Source organism: Patiriisocius sp. Uisw_017, from assembly GCF_047731265.1.
Taxonomy (GTDB): domain Bacteria; phylum Bacteroidota; class Bacteroidia; order Flavobacteriales; family Flavobacteriaceae; genus Patiriisocius.
Genome location: NZ_CP159835.1, coordinates 2,104,021 through 2,120,642 on the forward strand (window position 1 = coordinate 2,104,021; position 16,622 = coordinate 2,120,642).

15 protein-coding genes are annotated in these 16,622 nt (G+C 35.3%); 9 read left to right on the top strand and 6 right to left on the bottom strand.

Features of this window, described 5'->3' with window-relative positions; all coding sequences use genetic code 11:
• Window positions 1-111: 111 nt before the first annotated feature.
• The 6 genes from ABXT67_RS09585 (at window position 112) to ABXT67_RS09610 (ending at window position 5,045) form a co-directional block, all read left to right on the top strand.
• A complete protein-coding gene (locus ABXT67_RS09585; RefSeq protein WP_415373795.1) occupies window positions 112-615 on the top strand; it encodes a hypothetical protein in 504 nt (167 codons plus the stop codon).
• On the top strand, window positions 599-1,264 hold the full coding sequence (locus ABXT67_RS09590) for a DUF5723 family protein (RefSeq protein WP_415373796.1): 666 nt from the start codon (window positions 599-601) through the stop codon (window positions 1,262-1,264). Before ABXT67_RS09585 ends, ABXT67_RS09590 begins: the two co-directional genes overlap by 17 nt.
• Window positions 1,194-2,033, top strand: a complete 840-nt coding sequence (locus ABXT67_RS09595; RefSeq protein WP_415376974.1) for a DUF5723 family protein — start codon at window positions 1,194-1,196, stop codon at window positions 2,031-2,033. The genes ABXT67_RS09590 and ABXT67_RS09595 overlap by 71 nt, the downstream gene beginning before the upstream one ends.
• A 242-nt stretch (window positions 2,034-2,275) precedes the next feature.
• A complete protein-coding gene (locus ABXT67_RS09600; protein ID WP_415373797.1) occupies window positions 2,276-2,827 on the top strand; it encodes a hypothetical protein in 552 nt (183 codons plus the stop codon).
• Window positions 2,828-2,835: 8 nt separating this feature from the next.
• A complete protein-coding gene (locus ABXT67_RS09605) occupies window positions 2,836-4,251 on the top strand; it encodes a DUF5723 family protein (RefSeq protein ID WP_415373798.1) in 1,416 nt (471 codons plus the stop codon).
• Window positions 4,248-5,045, top strand: coding sequence for a hypothetical protein (locus tag ABXT67_RS09610; RefSeq protein WP_415373799.1), 798 nt, complete (start codon window positions 4,248-4,250; stop codon window positions 5,043-5,045). The genes ABXT67_RS09605 and ABXT67_RS09610 overlap by 4 nt, the downstream gene beginning before the upstream one ends.
• Here the strand turns inward: ABXT67_RS09610 and ABXT67_RS09615 are convergent.
• Complete coding sequence (locus ABXT67_RS09615) at window positions 5,042-6,340, bottom strand: replication-associated recombination protein A (protein ID WP_415373800.1); 1,299 nt, start codon at window positions 6,338-6,340, stop codon at window positions 5,042-5,044. The genes ABXT67_RS09610 and ABXT67_RS09615 overlap by 4 nt on opposite strands.
• 83 nt (window positions 6,341-6,423) lie before the next feature.
• Between ABXT67_RS09615 and ABXT67_RS09620 the strand changes: the two genes are divergently transcribed.
• Entirely contained in the window at window positions 6,424-7,200 is a 777-nt protein-coding gene (locus ABXT67_RS09620) for a rhomboid family intramembrane serine protease (RefSeq protein WP_415373801.1), read from the top strand.
• Here the strand turns inward: ABXT67_RS09620 and rlmB are convergent.
• The 5 genes from rlmB to ABXT67_RS09645 form a co-directional block, all read right to left on the bottom strand.
• Window positions 7,192-7,929, bottom strand: a complete 738-nt coding sequence (gene rlmB, locus ABXT67_RS09625; protein WP_415373802.1) for a 23S rRNA (guanosine(2251)-2'-O)-methyltransferase RlmB — start codon at window positions 7,927-7,929, stop codon at window positions 7,192-7,194. The genes ABXT67_RS09620 and rlmB overlap by 9 nt on opposite strands.
• 65 nt (window positions 7,930-7,994) lie before the next feature.
• On the bottom strand, window positions 7,995-8,576 hold the full coding sequence (locus ABXT67_RS09630) for a hypothetical protein (protein ID WP_415373803.1): 582 nt from the start codon (window positions 8,574-8,576) through the stop codon (window positions 7,995-7,997).
• A gap of 26 nt (window positions 8,577-8,602) precedes the next feature.
• On the bottom strand, window positions 8,603-10,210 hold the full coding sequence (locus tag ABXT67_RS09635) for a SusD/RagB family nutrient-binding outer membrane lipoprotein (RefSeq protein ID WP_415373804.1): 1,608 nt from the start codon (window positions 10,208-10,210) through the stop codon (window positions 8,603-8,605).
• A gap of 79 nt (window positions 10,211-10,289) precedes the next feature.
• The gene (locus tag ABXT67_RS09640) at window positions 10,290-13,547 is read right to left on the bottom strand and encodes a SusC/RagA family TonB-linked outer membrane protein (protein WP_415373805.1); all 3,258 of its coding nucleotides are present in this window, start codon (window positions 13,545-13,547) and stop codon (window positions 10,290-10,292) included.
• A 119-nt stretch (window positions 13,548-13,666) separates the two neighbouring features.
• The gene (locus tag ABXT67_RS09645; RefSeq protein ID WP_415373806.1) at window positions 13,667-15,361 is read right to left on the bottom strand and encodes a hypothetical protein; all 1,695 of its coding nucleotides are present in this window, start codon (window positions 15,359-15,361) and stop codon (window positions 13,667-13,669) included.
• A gap of 275 nt (window positions 15,362-15,636) precedes the next feature.
• Here ABXT67_RS09645 and rpsL point away from each other — a divergent pair, with 275 nt between their 5' ends.
• Together rpsL and rpsG are read left to right on the top strand one after the other, a co-directional pair.
• The gene (gene rpsL, locus ABXT67_RS09650) at window positions 15,637-16,011 is read left to right on the top strand and encodes a 30S ribosomal protein S12 (protein ID WP_151675177.1); all 375 of its coding nucleotides are present in this window, start codon (window positions 15,637-15,639) and stop codon (window positions 16,009-16,011) included.
• Between the two features lie 131 nt (window positions 16,012-16,142).
• Window positions 16,143-16,619, top strand: coding sequence for a 30S ribosomal protein S7 (rpsG, locus tag ABXT67_RS09655; protein WP_415373807.1), 477 nt, complete (start codon window positions 16,143-16,145; stop codon window positions 16,617-16,619).
• Window positions 16,620-16,622 lie beyond the last annotated feature (3 nt).

A 16,622-nucleotide genomic window follows, 5' to 3' on the forward strand; every position in this document is an offset into this window, starting at 1 on the left:
ACTGTTCCCTAAATCTCAAGTCGTTGATCATATTTTTGTGTCTATAACCTAATACTGTTGCCTATTGTTTCTCCTAACTTTAAGTTTTACTCTTTTATTTGCATTGTCCTTTTGCTAACCTCGTGTATCAAGGATACAGATTTTAGTCAATCTGAAGATATTTCTCTTTCTCCAGTGATGGAATTTAATCTTATATATTTTGACATAGAAGCGCCAAAATTTTTTGATGAAATAGAGGGGGAAGAGCTATTAACGGTTCGTGACACTACTGCATTGAATTTTATTAACGGCACTGATACTCAGGAAGTATTAAAGAAAGTAGAGTTTTTTTTTGATTTTACAAACTCCATTCCTAGGATTTTTGAAATAACATTTGATTTTTTAACTGAAGAAAATGAACTTGTCTACTCGCTAAACACTATTGTATTCCCTGGCAGTAACACACTTTCTAGACAAACTATTTTTATTAAAGAAATAGCGCTTCAGGATCTGGAGCAATTAACAATGTCGACCAAGGTGGTGTCAGTTGTAACGATACCAGCTTCAGACCAAGAACTTACTGGAAGTCTAAACTTAAAATCAAAAGCCACTTATTATCTTGAGATTGATCTATAACTATATTTATGAAAAATTAGTTTTTCTATGTATCGTATTTGGATTGTTCACAGGGTATTCTCAAAATAAACAAGTACTATATAACTGGGAAGCTACTCAGCAGTTACTTATGCTTAATCCTGGAGCTGTGGTGAGCTATCACTCTCACTATGGTATTCCTTTTTTATCACAGGTACATCTGCGAGGTGGTTCTTCTGGGGTATCAGTCTTTGATATTTTTGCTAATGACGGAGTGCCTATCAATACTAAAATTGAACAAATGATTTTTGAATTAGACAGCCGTGATTTTTTTACCGCTACAGCGCAAGTCGAAATTTTAAGCATTGTTTGGATCACTAAAGATGATACGTATATTTCATTTGGTATGTATCAGGAGGCAGATGCTATTGTTTATTTTCCAAAGGATTTTGCAATTCTATTTAGTGAAGGTAATCGCGATTTTCTAAACTACTCTTTTAATTTTGACAACATAAGTTTTCGTGCAGACTTAACTTCAGTGTTTCACGTTGGGTTCAATAAAAAAATTTCTGATAAACTAACAGCAGGTATTAGGTTTAAAATGTATTCCTCCATGTTGAATATTACAAGTACAAAAAAACACAGGTACATTTACTACAACCAGAAGAGAGGGTACTCCAAATGTTTATGAGAATACAATCTCAGATTTAGATTTTGAAATAAAGTCATCTGGATACAGAGAAATCAGAGAGATCGATGATGACAAAAAAGCCATAAGGAATTTAATGAGTAGGGCTTATTTAGGCGGTAATATTGGTCTTGGTTTGGACATTGGGGGAACCTATCAATTAAATAATGATTTTAGTGTTACTGCCTCTATTTTAGATATAGGAGCCATATTTCATTCAAGACATACTGAAAAGTCTAGTGCGCGTGGAGATTATACCTTAGACGGTATTGAGTTAATTTTTCCAGATGTTGAAAATGGTGACATGGCATTGCCCTGTTACGAGAATTTTGAAGAAGAATTTGAACGATCAATTCCAAGGGACACTGCAAGAACAAGTTATGTACAAATGCGACCAGCAAAATTTAATGCTGGTTTGCATTATGATTTTGGTCGCCCTTCTGGCTTAGATGGTTATTGTAATTGCCTTGTTGGAAGAGGCTTTAATCAGAGGCGATCGCAAGTTGGTGCTCAATACTATGCTATTTTGAGACCAAAAGGACCACAAATGGCAGGAACTTTATATTATAGAAGAAATTTTGATGAAGGATTTTCAGTGAAAGCTACCTATACGGTGGATTCCTTTTCAGCTACAAATATAGGTTTGGGTATTGCAATTAATAAGGATGGTGGTAATTTCTTTATAGCCATGGATAATCTACTGTATTATTCAAATATTGCAAAAGCAAAAAGTCTGTCCATACAGCTAGGTTTTGCAATAATAATGGATTGAATTCAATATGTCAATTAGACAAGCTATTCAAGATTAATAGGTATTATCAGGATCAATATACAAAGCATTTTGTCAATCATAATTTAGCTGCTTATTTTAACATATAGTCTTTAACTAAGGCCTTTTTTAAGAATAATACAAGTTATTGATACCATTAAATTGATAGACCGATTGGGATTAAAAGTGTCTTTTAAAATACTAAAAAATAGACTGTGAGCGTTAGTATAGTATAATCCCCGAGTATGTTATTTTCTCAAATTAAACAGTATTATCTAATACTTCTATTGTTGATTTTATCTTCGTGTGTAAAGAATACCGATTTTGAACAAACCGATGATTTTTTATTAACTCCAGAAGTGGAGCTTAATTTAATTTATTTTAACCTAGATGCTTCTAGGTTTTATGATGGAATAGCGAACAATCCTATACTCAAAGTGCGAGACACAACGGTTGTTGATTTTTTAGATGATACAGACATACAAGAGCTTTTAAAAAGAGTAGCATTTTACTTCGAATTTACGAACACAATACCACGAACTTTTAATGTTGATTTCCAGTTTTTAAACGAAGGTAATGTACCTACATACACGACAAATACTGAGATAGAATCAGGGAGTACTGGGTCTCCAATTCAAACAATTTTTATGGATAATATTGAAGATTTGGAACTTGAACAATTGATGACATCTAATAAAGTGGTGGTTAGTGTCACCATACATTCTTCAGATCAAAACTTAAACGGCACACTGGATTTGCGTTCTAAAACGAGTTATTTTGTAGAAATTGATGAATAACGATTACTATGAAAAAAGCGTTTCTTTTTTACATAATCTTAGGACTATCAATAGGATATTCCCAGAATAAGCAATTGCTTTATAACTGGGAGGCAACACCTCAAACACTCATGTTAAATCCTGGTAGTTTGGTAAGCCACAAATACCATTATGGTGTCCCATTGTTATCTCAAGTTCATCTTAATGCAGGGGCTTCTGGCGTGAGTGCATTCGATATTTTTGCTGCTGATGGTATTGATATTAATACTAAAATAGAACAGCAAATTTTTGAATTAAGCGACCGTGATTTTTTCACTGCCACGCAACAATTAGAACTATTAAGCCTTGGTTGGAGAACCAAAAATGATAGTTACTTGTCAGTAGGAATTTATCAAGAATTAGATTTTATAGCTTATTTCCCAAAGGATTTTGCAATTTTAGCTTGGGAAGGAAATAGAGATTATATAGGCTATCCTTTTAATTTTGATGACATTAGTTTTCGCAGTGACTTATTGACTGTATACCACGCAGGCATAAATAAACAAGTTATGGAAAAATTAACGGTTGGTGTACGACTAAAATTATATTCCTCGATTCTTAATGTTACAAGTACTAATAATTCAGGAACATTCACTACGACACAAACTGAAGGAACCCCAAATATTTATGAGCATACTGTTTCAGATCTTAATGTAGCTATAAACACATCAGGATATGCACAATTGCGTGATGCCGATGGTGTGGGAGGTGTTGGTAAAAGGGTGTTAGGAGGTGCTTTTTTTGGAGGAAACGTTGGGGTAGGAGTTGATTTAGGAGCTACTTACGAATTTAACCAGCAACTTACCGCAACGGTTTCAGCACTTGATCTTGGTGCTGTTTTTCATGCTAAAAATACCGAAACGTATCGGGCTAGTGGTGATTATACACTGGATGGGATTGAATTACTCTTCCCAGAGGTTGAAAATGGAGAGGCTACATTTCCTTATTATGACGATCTTGAAGATGAGGTAGCGAGGGAAATTCCTTTTGATACTTTATACGGAGCTTATACACAATGGCGTCCAGCAAAAATTAACGCTGGATTGCATTATGATTTTGGGCAAAGAGTTGGCTCAAAAAACGAATGTGATTGTTTGTCCAGCGGTAAGAGGTCTTTAGCTCAATCTCAAGTAGGGGCTCAATATTATGCTATTTTTAGACCTAAAGGGCTTCAAATGGCAGGCACCATATACTATAGGAGGTATTTTCGAAATTGGCTTTCGGCTAAAACCACATATACTGTAGATTCTTATTCGGCCACAAACATAGGTTTAGGGATTTCTGCAAATATGGGCAATGTAAATTTCTTTATTGCTGCAGATAATCTCCTATATTATACAAATCTTGCAAAAGCAAAAGGTGTATCTTTACAGCTAGGATTTACAATACTAGCAGACGAAAAATGAAACATAAGTTATTCTATTTTATTTTGGTGATAATGCTACAATCAGTGGTATTTGGGCAGACGGCTTTGGATAAATATAGCTACGTGGTAGTTCCAGAAGATTACACTTTTTTAACAGAGAAAGATAAATTTCAATTGAATTCTTTAACGAAATATCTTTTTGAAAAAAATGGATTCAACGCATACTATCAAAATGAACTTCCAGACGTTCGTAACTGCGATGGTTTAAGGTCTGATGTTGAGTTTAAAAGTGGTTTTACCTTCACAAGAATGGTGATAGTACTTAAAGATTGTAAAGGAGAAGAAGTGTACCGCTCTGAGGAAGGAAGGAGTAAGTTTAAAGAATTTAGAAAAGCATATCAAGATGCACTAAGAAAGGCTTTTGCTAGTATAGAGGATTTAAAAGTACAACAGTCAGCTATAGAAGTGAGGCCAACACCTGAAGCTATTGATAAAATGAAAGGTTCTCCAACAGAGGACGCTGATGGCTGGAAAATTAAAAAAAATCTAAATACTGAAGCCTCTAGTCTATTGGCTGAGAATTATAGTCCACAATCGAAATATAGTAACTACGAATATAGGGGCTTGTCATATTTGTTGAAAAAAACAGAAGTAGGGTACACTCTTTTATCAGAGAATGATGATGATTTTACTACCATAGGCGAAATTAGACTGGAAAACGAAAAATATATTTTTACTTCAAAATCTGATGCTACAAAGGCAACTTTTACTTCAGATAAGAATTTAGTGATAGGGTCTGGGGAACTACTTAAAATCTATACTTTCAAGAATTAGTAATCATACCTATCCTTCCAGAGTTTCTTTAAATAATTTCTCAAGTGGTTTTCTTTTGGATTGTCTCCAGGGGTATAAAAAACGGTTCCTTTTATTTCTTCTGGTAAAAATTCATGAGGGACAAAGTTGTTCTCATAATCGTGGGCATATTCATAGTTTTTGCCATACCCTAGCTCTTTCATTAATTTTGTAGGTGCATTTCTAATAGAAAGCGGTACCGAAAGATCACCTGTTTGTTTTACTAATTGTTGCGCGGTATTAATAGCTTTGTAGCTGGCATTACTTTTTGCCGAAGTTGCTAGGTAAATTACACATTGGCTTAAGATGATTCTTGCTTCCGGATATCCAATTGAAGTAACGGCCTGGAAAGTGCTCGTTGCTAATAATAAAGCATTAGGGTTGGCATTGCCAATATCTTCTGATGCTAAGATTAAAAGTCGGCGTGCTATAAACTTTACATCTTCACCACCTTCGATCATTCGTGCGAGCCAATATACAGCCGCATTTGGGTCGCTGCCGCGAATAGATTTTATAAATGCTGAAATAATATCATAATGTTGTTCACCAGTTTTATCGTAAAGAACAGTGTTCTTTTGTACTTTATTTAAAACCATGGCATTAGTTACTGTTACAGTTGTTCGTTCATTAGAAGTGTTTTTTTGCACATCTGAAAGCACAACAAGCTCTAGCATATTCAATAATTTTCTTGCATCACCGCCAGAAAGTCTTATCAAGGCTTCGTCTTCTTTGATATTGATGTTATATTGCTTTAGTATGGCATCTTTCTCAATAGCACGTATTAATAAATCTCCAAGGTCTTTTCTAGTAAAAGATTTCAAAATATAGACCTGACAGCGGGATAAAAGGGCAGGAATTACTTCGAAACTAGGATTCTCAGTAGTTGCACCTATAAGGGTTACAAGGCCTTTTTCTACCGCGCCTAATAAAGAATCTTGCTGTGATTTACTAAATCTATGAATCTCATCAATAAATAAAATGGGGTTTTTAGAAGTAAATAGGGTGTCTGCTTGCTTTGCTTTTTCAATAACTGCTCTTATTGCGGCAACACCACTGTCTATAGCGCTTAATTGATAAAATGGCCGCTCAGATTGAGAGGCTATTATCGTCGCTAGAGTAGTTTTTCCAGTACCTGGTGGTCCCCAAAAAATCATGGAAGAAAAAACACCGCTTTTTATCTGCTGCGTAAGTGCGCCATTATTACCTATTAAATGCTGCTGGCTTAGGTAGTCTTCTAATGTTAAGGGACGTATGCGCTCTGCTAAGGGAGTACTCATTGATTTAAAATAGTTTTATCTTTAAACAAACTGCCAATTTATCATTTTATAAAAATAGGTTTGTTTTTTGATACTTGAGTGCTATGACTAGCTCAAAAAAATTATATTTTTCGGAGGATGTTTTATTATATCCACTTTTGTTTGTCTTTATCCTTTGGGTTGTTTTCTGGATTGAAATTCGTTTTAATTTAGATTTTAATGTATATGGTATTCGACCGGAAAGGATAGTAGGCCTTCGAGGTATATTCTTTTCTCCATTTATCCACGGAAATCTTCAGCATCTATTTAACAATTCAATCCCTTTATTTGTATTGAGTGCAGGGCTTTTTTATTTTTATCGATCCATAAGATGGAAGATTCTTATTTTGGGCATCATCGCCGTGGGTCTTATAACTTGGTTGATAGGCAGGCCTTCAAATCATATAGGAGCGAGTGGTATTATATACTTATTAGCTTCGTTCCTTTTTTTTAAGGGTTTGTTTTCTAAACAATACCAACTTGTAGCCTTATCTTTTGCTGTTGTTTTTATATATGGAAGTCTGTTATGGTATGTTTTTCCTATAAATCCTTCTATTTCTTGGGAAGGACATTTAGCTGGTTTCACGGTAGGAGTGGTCTTTGCGCTCATATTTAAGAACAAAGATGTGGTCTCTAAAAAATATGAATGGGAACAAGAGGATTATGATCCAGCAAAAGATCCGTTTATGATGCAGTTTGATGAAAATGGTAACTTCATAGAAAGTCCCAAAGAGGAAATAAATAAAGTTACCCCAGGTAAAGAGCAACTAAGTACGACATTACTAGAAGAAGGCACCATTCATTATAGATATAAACCGAAGGGTGATATTGATTTAGATTAATCGTTGTCTTATTACTTCATATAAAAATGCACCACAAGCGACCGATACGTTTAATGAATTAATTTTCCCTAATAGCGGTAGAGATGCTTTATCGTCAACAATATTTAAAACCGATTTGGAAACTCCTGTTCCTTCTGAACCCATTATTATGGCGGTAGATTGCTTAAAATTTATATCGTATATAGTTTGTTCTGTTTTTTCGGTTGCAGCAACAGTTTTGATTCCACTTGCTTGTAGGTAATAGATTGCATCTTTGATATGATCTACTTTACAAATGGGAATGTTAAATATTGCTCCTGCTGATGTTTTAACGGTATCACCACTAATGGGTGCGCCTCCTTTTTTCTGAATGATTACCGCACTCACGCCAGTACATTCTGCAGTTCTTAGGATGGCTCCAAAGTTTCTAACATCACTAATTTGATCAAGAACAAGAAATAGAGGTGTTTTATCGTTTGATAGAGCTGATTCCACAATATCCTCAAGAGAGACAAAACTAATAGGGGATATGATAGCTACAATACCTTGATGATTACTGCGACAAAGTTTGTCGAGTTTCTCAATTGGGACATAGTTTATGGTCGTATTTGTATCCTCTAAGTCCTTTACAATGTGCTCTAATTTAGGGTTGCTAGCTCCTTTTTGAAGATATACTTTATCAATAGTGTTTTTTGCCTTGATAGCCTCAGCTACAGGGTAGATACCAAATACTAATGTTTCTTTATTCATAGTGTAAAAATAAGAAACCATCCACACTAGTGGATGGTTTGCTTACATTTTATATAAAAATAATTTTATTCTTCGGCATCGTCAAAAGTAACTTCATAGTTAAGTGCAGACAATAGTCCAGGTGCATCTAATAATACACCGTCTGTAAGACCCCCATTATATGTTCCAGGAACATAATCTGGATCCTCTGGATCACTTGGAAATTCACCGCCCGGTCTTGAGATATCATAAACACGTCCATCAGTAGTTGTTACAGTACCTAAAAACTCGAAGCTATCTCCTTCTTCAAAAGTAGAAATGGGTACCTCAAATAAGCTAGCCATATCTGCCCCAGTAAAACTTACATCAAAAGGGAATGTTGTAGTAGATTTAAATACTAGTGTGTCAGCAGGTGCGCCTGTGAAATCTCCTATTACAGTGAGTGCAAAATTAGCTGCATTTTGATTAGGGTCTTCTACGGTTGCAACAAAGTTAGCACTAGTCGCTTCCGCTCCAGCATCAAATTCAGGCAAGCTCACAAATTTAATGAAACCACCATTTCCTAAAGCAGGAATACGGAATTTATCTTCGTCTTCGCAACTTGTAAATGTAAAAGCAGTAATAGCCGCAACAAATGCAAGAGAAAGTATTTTATTTATATTTTTCATAATGTGATGTTTTTAAAATATGATTATTAGTCAAGATCTGCAGGATTAGTATCCCAAAATACACGATCAGTATTACTGTTTTGAGTTATATTTGGATTTGCCGTTATTTCATCCGTAGGAAATCTGAAAGACCTTGGGAAGGTAGCTGCAGGGAAAATAGGTGCTTGTAAATTTGGAAGTGCAGTTCTCTTATAAAGATTATAAGGTTCAACACCATTACCAAATGACGCTAAGAACCACTCTCTAGCAACAATCGCTAATTTATCTGCCGATCCTGCTGCACTGTATTCAGTAGTAACTCTTGTAACATAAGCCTCTATATCTGATGAAGTAGCAGCAAAATCAGTACCATCTAAAGATGTTTCAGCATCGCCAAAAGTAGTTACTTTAGTCATACTTAAGCGAATACCTTGCTCTAATAAACCAGCAGCATCTCCGCCAGTATTTATGGTTAAAGCAGCTTCTGCTAATGCAAAATGCGTAAAAGATGAAGTGTAAATTGGGAATATCCCAGCACCGTCTAAAGTATTTGTAACATCTCTAGCTCTAACAAATTCATCTCTATCAAAAGCGCCTCCAGCTGGATAAACACCATACGTTGTTCTTCTAGCACCATCATTAGGAATACCTTCGTCATCTGCATGATCTCTTCCCCAGTACCCATTACCTACGTAGCAATAATCATAAGCTGGATTATCAGTACAAGGTAAGTTTGAACCTGACGGTTCACCAACTCTTTGACGATATACATAATATCTTAATCGAGGATCTGCAATGCCAGTTTCTTCAAAAGGAGCATCTCCATTACCAGCATTTAAAAAATCGTAATATTGATTGCTCATATATGTACCAGCAGCGGCTAAATAATTATTTACATAAAATGGATGTCTCGATTCTGGAGCTACTGCAAAAGTTCCATAATTATATTGAAAATCTTCTTCAAGAGTATCTATAATATTTTCACCTGCTAAAGAAGCAATCCCTGCAGCATTTCCAGTGTTAAGATATGCTCTTAACTTTAAAGTATTGGCTAGGGCAATCCAATTGTCTTTTGAAAATTCATTATCAAAGTAAAGCTCAAATAGAGGTTGTACGTTGGTTTCCTGATTTAATAAAGCAATTGCAGAATCTATCAAATCAATTTGCGCAGCATATATAACAGCACCATCATCGGTCATTGGGGTAGGAAATTCTGATCCATTAGTAGCTTGTGAAAATGGAACATCACCCAAGTAATCTACTAACGTCATATACGTATATGCTTCTAGAATCCTAGCAACACCAACGTGATAAGGAATTCCAACAGGATCATTTTCATTAATTTGCTCTAATAAGTCCACATCGACAAACATACCATAAGCAGCAGGCCACTCAAAAGCGAATGTGTTTTCATCAACAGCTTGGTTATAAGTTCCAAACATATTTGTCATTCTTGTAATTGCCATAGAAGGACCACTAAGTCCATTCATTATCTCCGAGAATGTTAACTCAACATTGTTTAAAATAAAGTTTGGATCTGCAGACTCTATGTTAATGTTATTGGGGTCTTCTAATAAATCCAGTTCTGTTACTTCACAATTAGTGAAAAAAACAAACATTACTGAAAGTAGTGATATTTTAAAAATATTTTTCATAATACTAGTTTTAATTTTTATGGTGTATATGAGTATAACAAGGTGGAATTAAAATTACCACCTTGTTATTACACTTTTTTTAGAATGTTGCTTTTACGCTAAATGAGTAACGTCTAGTTGTTGGTCCTGTTTGAAATTCAAGTCCTTGACCATTACCAGTACCAGTACTTAATGCTTCTGGATCAATGTTAAATGCGGCAGGAATATTAAATGCTCTTACATAAAGGTTTTGACCTGAAAGAGAAAATGATACGTTTCCAAACGGGGTTCTATCTAACATTTTTTCAGATAAGGCGTAGGTAAAAGATGCTTCTCTTAAACGTAAGTGAGAAGCGTCGTATATTCCTTGTCCCGTTGGGTCAACTATATTGATAAAGTAAACATCATTTGCGCCAATTTGAATGTTATTCTCAATAAAATCACCATTACCATCCAATAATGCTTGTCCTGTATTTGGATTCGCTAAAATCCCAGGAATAACATAAGAACCTTCACGGTTGTCAACATTCACGGTGGTTACACCACGGCGAAAATATTGAGACGCAGTTTGAGAATAAATATCTCCACCGTGTGTGTATTCAACTTGGGCAGAAAATGAAACCTGCTTATACGTTAACGTGTGAATTGTCGCTATGTTCCAATCTGGATTTGGATCTCCAACGGTTTCAATAGGTAAAGCTAAATCTGCTTCACTATTAATTATTTTACCATTGGTTGGGTTGATAAGTAATGTCCCTCCTACACCAATTCCAAAAGGATTTTCAGTACTAACATTTGCTGGATCAAATCTTGCAGCATAACCACCTTTTATTACCCCTAAAGCTTCTCCTTCAGATGCAAAGTTTCCTAAGTTTGAGAAACCTGCAAATGCAAAGGCTTCTACAGCTCCAAGGTCATTTACTTGGTTTTCAAACGCTGTAAAGTTATTTCTTACATCCCAAGTAAAGTTTTCACTCTTTAATAAAGTAAAGTTTAAACCAATTTCTACACCTTGTATCTGGCTCTCTGCGATATTATCCTGAATAAAAGTAAAACCAGTAGATGGCGCTAAAGGACGACGAACGATTTGATCTTCAATAATACGTCTGTACACCGTTGCATCTAAAGTTATACGTCTATTAAACATTTCTGCTTCTAAACCAAGTTCAAATTCTCTTTGAAGTTCTGGTTGCAAGTCAAGATTAGGTTGTGTTGCTGGTAATGAATTTGTAGTAACATTCCCTACTGGGTTAATCACATTAGCAGGGTCCGTAGAAAGGACTGCTCTTGTTTGATACGGTATTGGAAATCTTGCAGAGGTACCAAAACCTGCTCTTAATTTTAAGAAACCAAGTCCTTCTGCGCTACCTATACCATCAATTGAAGTAGGAACAAATGCGAGCGATACTCCTGGGTAGAATAATGATCTATTCTCTTGTTCTAAAGTAGAAGCCCAATCGTTACGACCAGAAACTGTTAAGAACATAAAACCATCATAATCAAAAGCAAATTCACCATATGCTCCCATTATATTGCGTTCTGATCGACGGTTTAATTGGCCTGCTACTGGATCTTGATTAGTTGTTGTTAAGAAGTTGTTGTGGTTAAAGAAACCAGCAACAATTTGATCTGTACTGGTAATACCAAATTGATCATACGTATCCCGACGTGCATTAAAACCCAATTGAGTCGTCATACTAAATTTGTCAGCAAGCTCAATATTATTGAAGCTAAAGTTTAAGTTATGATCGTAAATAAAATTTGTCCCTTCTGTAGTTCTTAAATATCCTAAATCATAAGGAGTTGTCGTTCCGCCTTTTCCAGCTCGAAATTCTTGAAATTCAGTATATGTATCAAGTCCAAATCTGTAAGATACTGTGATGTCATCAGAAATAGCAAAATTTGCAGCTAATTTACCAAAGAAACGGTTTGTTTTCTGCTCAGTACCAGCGTTTTCTAATAACCAATATGGATTGTCTTGATCGTCTCTATAATAAATGTTTGCTCCTGTATTAGGATCTTCAAAAGGAAGGTTTCCTAAATCTAAGTTTCTTGGAAGAAATAACGTTCGAGTAAAAATAGATAAAGCTGATGCTGCATTGTTTGCTGCAATAGGAGGTGTGTTTACACGAGTATTACTAAAGTTAGCAGTACCATCAAATGAAAATTTATTTGATAATTTAGTAGAACCACCCAAACCAAGGTTGTAACGTGTAAGTCCATTGTTTCTAATAAAACCATCTTCAGTCGTGTAACCAAAGTTTATGTTATATCTAGTGTTACCATTGTCCCCAGGGGATCCAGCAACATTAACAGACATTCCTTGACCTAAACCAGTTCTAAAGAAATCTTCAACGTTATTAGGTGCTGCTTGATAAGGAATATCTAAATCATCAAATTGAGGGAAGATATCTCCTAAATTAGCATACGGGTGAGCAATCATTTGATTGGAGTCAAAACGACCCCCCCAGTTTCCTACAAATCCAGGATTAGGGTTGTTGTCTGAACCTTGACCGTAGTCATTTTGATAATCTGCTAAGTTGTTAATTTGAGTAGTATATACTGTGCTTGAAACAGAAACTTCAAATTTCTTATTCAAGTCTTTACTACTACCATTCTTAGTGGTAATAATAACAACTCCGTTTCTACCTTGCTGACCATATAGTACAGCTGCACTTAAACCTTTAAGTACTTCTACACTTTCAACGTTATTAGGGTCTAAATCTAGGAAACGACTACTGGTTACTGTATTACCTCCTGCAAATCCACCTTGTTGGTTTGAACCACCATCAAAAGGAACACCATCTACAATAAATAATGGTTGGTTGTCACCGTTAATAGAACTCTTACCACGAATGATAAAATTTGTTCCAGAACCGGTAGCTCCACTGTTTCCAACAATTTGTACACCAGCAACTTTTCCGTTTAGTGATCTTACCACGTCACTCTCTGGTTTATTTTCAATTGCTTCTGCATCAAGTGTGGTAACAGCATAACCCAAAGATTTTCGAGCTTTCGTTATACCTCCATATCCAGTAACAACAACAGTTTCAAGAGTTTCTCCTTCTTCCATTGTTACATTAAACCTGCTTGAAGAAGCAGTTACCGGTTTGTTTACCTTGTCAAAACCAACGTAACTGTATACAAGCGTTTGTCCTACAGCCGCAGAGATGGAATAATTTCCATCAAAATCTGACTGAGTACCATTTGTTGTACCTTTTACGATAATGTTAACACCAGGTAGGGGTAGTCCTGAATTGTCAGTGACCGTACCGGTAATTGTTTTTTCTTGTGCGAACGTTAGTTGCACTACAAACGCCAATAATAGCGTCAAAATTCCACTAAACTTTGTTTTCATTTTATAATTATTTGAATTAGCCAATGCCAAAAATCACAATAAAATCTTAAATACACAACTAATTCAACTTAAAGTTTTGTTTTTTTTAAGATGTTTTTGTGCGTTTTATGGGCGTTTGTTTAAAATCTAGAGGTTAAGCTCAGGTGTATTTTTGTGTTTGCAAATTTAAAGGCTTGATTGTCAATAATTCCATTGGCAATATTGAATTTTAATAATCCTGCAGCAGTTTGTAGACCTAGGCCAATACCAAAGCTGTATAATTTCTCTTTTTGTTCTAATACCTCATTTTCAAAATACCCTATGTCGATTATTGAATGTATATAAGTTTCGGTGTTTAATAAATATCGATATTCTGTATTTAATATGGAGAATAAGGATGCCTCAATGCTGTTTTCATTGAAGCCTCGAATGCTGTTGATTCCTCCAAATCGATATAATTCGTTGGTAAAAAAACGCTCACTAAATAATATGGAGGTTTCATTTTTCAAATAAACCGAGTTCCTGTTATTCAGGTTGAATATATGTGAAATAGTGTTGGTAAACTTTATCTGGTTGTCTTTTATGTCAGAAGTTGTTCTATTCCCGAACTCGGCTTCCAAATTGATTTGAGACTTTATTGGGAACAAAAGGCTCCTTTGAAGGTCTTGATAGCCAATCCCTCCAGTTATAAAGGAAGATTCAAAATCTGGTATGGTTGTCGTTAGGGTTTGATTGTCTAAAAGATTGCTTGAGGAGTTTGCTTTGTAGCCAAGATATGTGGTCGTTGATGGTTTTAACTGGTAGGTGCTTTTTATATGTTGCTCAGAGGAAGAAAAAGTGCTGTCTCTTCTAAAAATTTTTAATTCTAAAGCTACCCCAAACGGAGTTCCTCCTATATAAGGTAAAACGGTTTTGACTCTAAAGTTACGCTGGTCATCCCCATCTGCCTTATAGTTGAGGATTAATTTTTCTCCAAAGTTAAGATTGTTATTGAGTTCTAGATTGAGGTATCCATTAAATTCAAGGTTGTTGGTTTCTTCATTGGTGGCAAATCCTAGAATCCCGTCAAATGTATTAAAGTTTCTTTTTTGAAGATATAGGTATACTATGGTAGCGTTTTTTCTAAAAAGGACTTCAGGGGGCCTTGTGGTAATAGCAAACCCTAGGCTATTGATAGCATCGCTTTGGTTTAAAACAAGTTCCTTTTCAAAGGTTTCTCCTTTTTTGATTCCCGCATAATATTTTATAAACGATTTTGGGAATTGTTCATACCCTTTGATGGTGATGCTGTCAATGATTCTTTTCTTTCCTGATGTAGTGGATAGTTGCGCGCTAAGTTTGGAGCCATCTATATTGAATTTTATTAATTTAAGTTTTGCAAACGGATCGCCCTGTTTTGTTTGGAGTGCATTTAATTGCTGTAGTATTTTTTCCGTTCGGGAAAATGGTATTTCAAAATAAGTGTCTTGAGTGTTTGTAATCACCTTTTCTATTTGACTTTTTGAGATCTCACTATCCGAATAATAGATCTTGATTGTTGAAACTTGTTCCCCTAAGAAATACACGCTTTTATAAAGTGAAGCATTTTCTTTTTTTACTGAAATTAATCTGCTAGAAAGGTAACCTAGCTTCTGAAGTTTATAGGAAAGGGTTTTTGATTCTCTCTCAATAGAAAGATAATTTTCGTGCGTTTTGTTGAATTGAATCGAGTCTAAAAGGGATGCAGAAATTTCTTTTTCGGCAGAAATTTCTAACAATAATTCTTGTGCATTCAATAATTGAAAAAAACAAGCAAATATATGAAGGGATAAGAATATGTAATAAATTTGTTTCAATCTTTTATTTACAATAACATGTAAACCTAACGATAGAAATTCAGTTTTACTATAGGAACCACACATAAAATCTTAATAGGTTTATTAATTAGTTCTAAATTAAAAGCAGAGCTTTCTTCGTGACGTATCAAGCAATCTTTAGGGGCGAAAAAGTTTTTTATAAAAAATAAATAAAATTAATTTAGCTTCTCTTGTTAAATCGATTATTTGTTATATTTTTGCACGCCTTAATAAAAGGGAAAGATTAGTAACAATTAAGTTTAACAAGGATTTTTATGCCAACTATTTCACAATTAGTACGAAAAGGAAGGACCAAAATAACCAAGAAGTCGAAATCGGCTGCCTTGGATTCGTGCCCGCAACGTCGCGGAGTGTGTACGCGTGTATATACCACAACTCCTAAAAAACCAAACTCTGCAATGCGTAAAGTAGCGCGTGTACGTTTGACAAATGGAAAAGAGGTTAACGCATACATCGGAGGCGAGGGACACAATCTACAAGAGCACTCGATAGTATTGGTTAGAGGTGGAAGGGTGAAGGATTTGCCAGGAGTTAGATATCATATTGTTCGTGGAGCTTTAGACACCGCAGGTGTTGACGGAAGAACACAACGTAGATCTAAGTACGGTGCAAAACGCCCTAAGAAGTAGAGAAGGATTTGTCAACTCTTCTTGGAAAGATGCTATTTATGGTGTTTCTACAATTAAGTGTTTGTAAGTGTAACTCTAAGTAAAATTGATAAAGACATGATTCGTTATGTCGCAAATTAACAACAACAGAAATGAGAAAAAGAGCAGCTAAAAAAAGACCGCTTTTGCCAGATCCTAGGTTTAATGACCAGTTGGTAACACGTTTTGTGAATAACATGATGTGGGATGGAAAGAAGTCGGTGGCTTTTAAAGTTTTCTATGATGCAATTGATATTGTAGAGGAGAAAAAAACAGACGAAGAAAAAACGGGCCTTGAGGTTTGGAAAGATGCATTGTCTAATGTAATGCCTCACGTCGAGGTGCGCAGTCGTAGAGTAGGTGGGGCAACCTTCCAAATACCTATGCAAATTCGTGCAGATCGCAAAATATCTACTGCGATGAAGTGGTTGATAGGATACGCAAGAAAGCGTAATGAAAAGTCAATGGCACAAAAATTAGCCTCGGAGGTTTTAGCAGCAGCTAAAGAAGAAGGCGCCGCGGTTAAAAAGAAAACCGATACGCACAAAATGGCTGAAGCAAACAAAGCATTCTCACATTTCAGATTCTAAAAA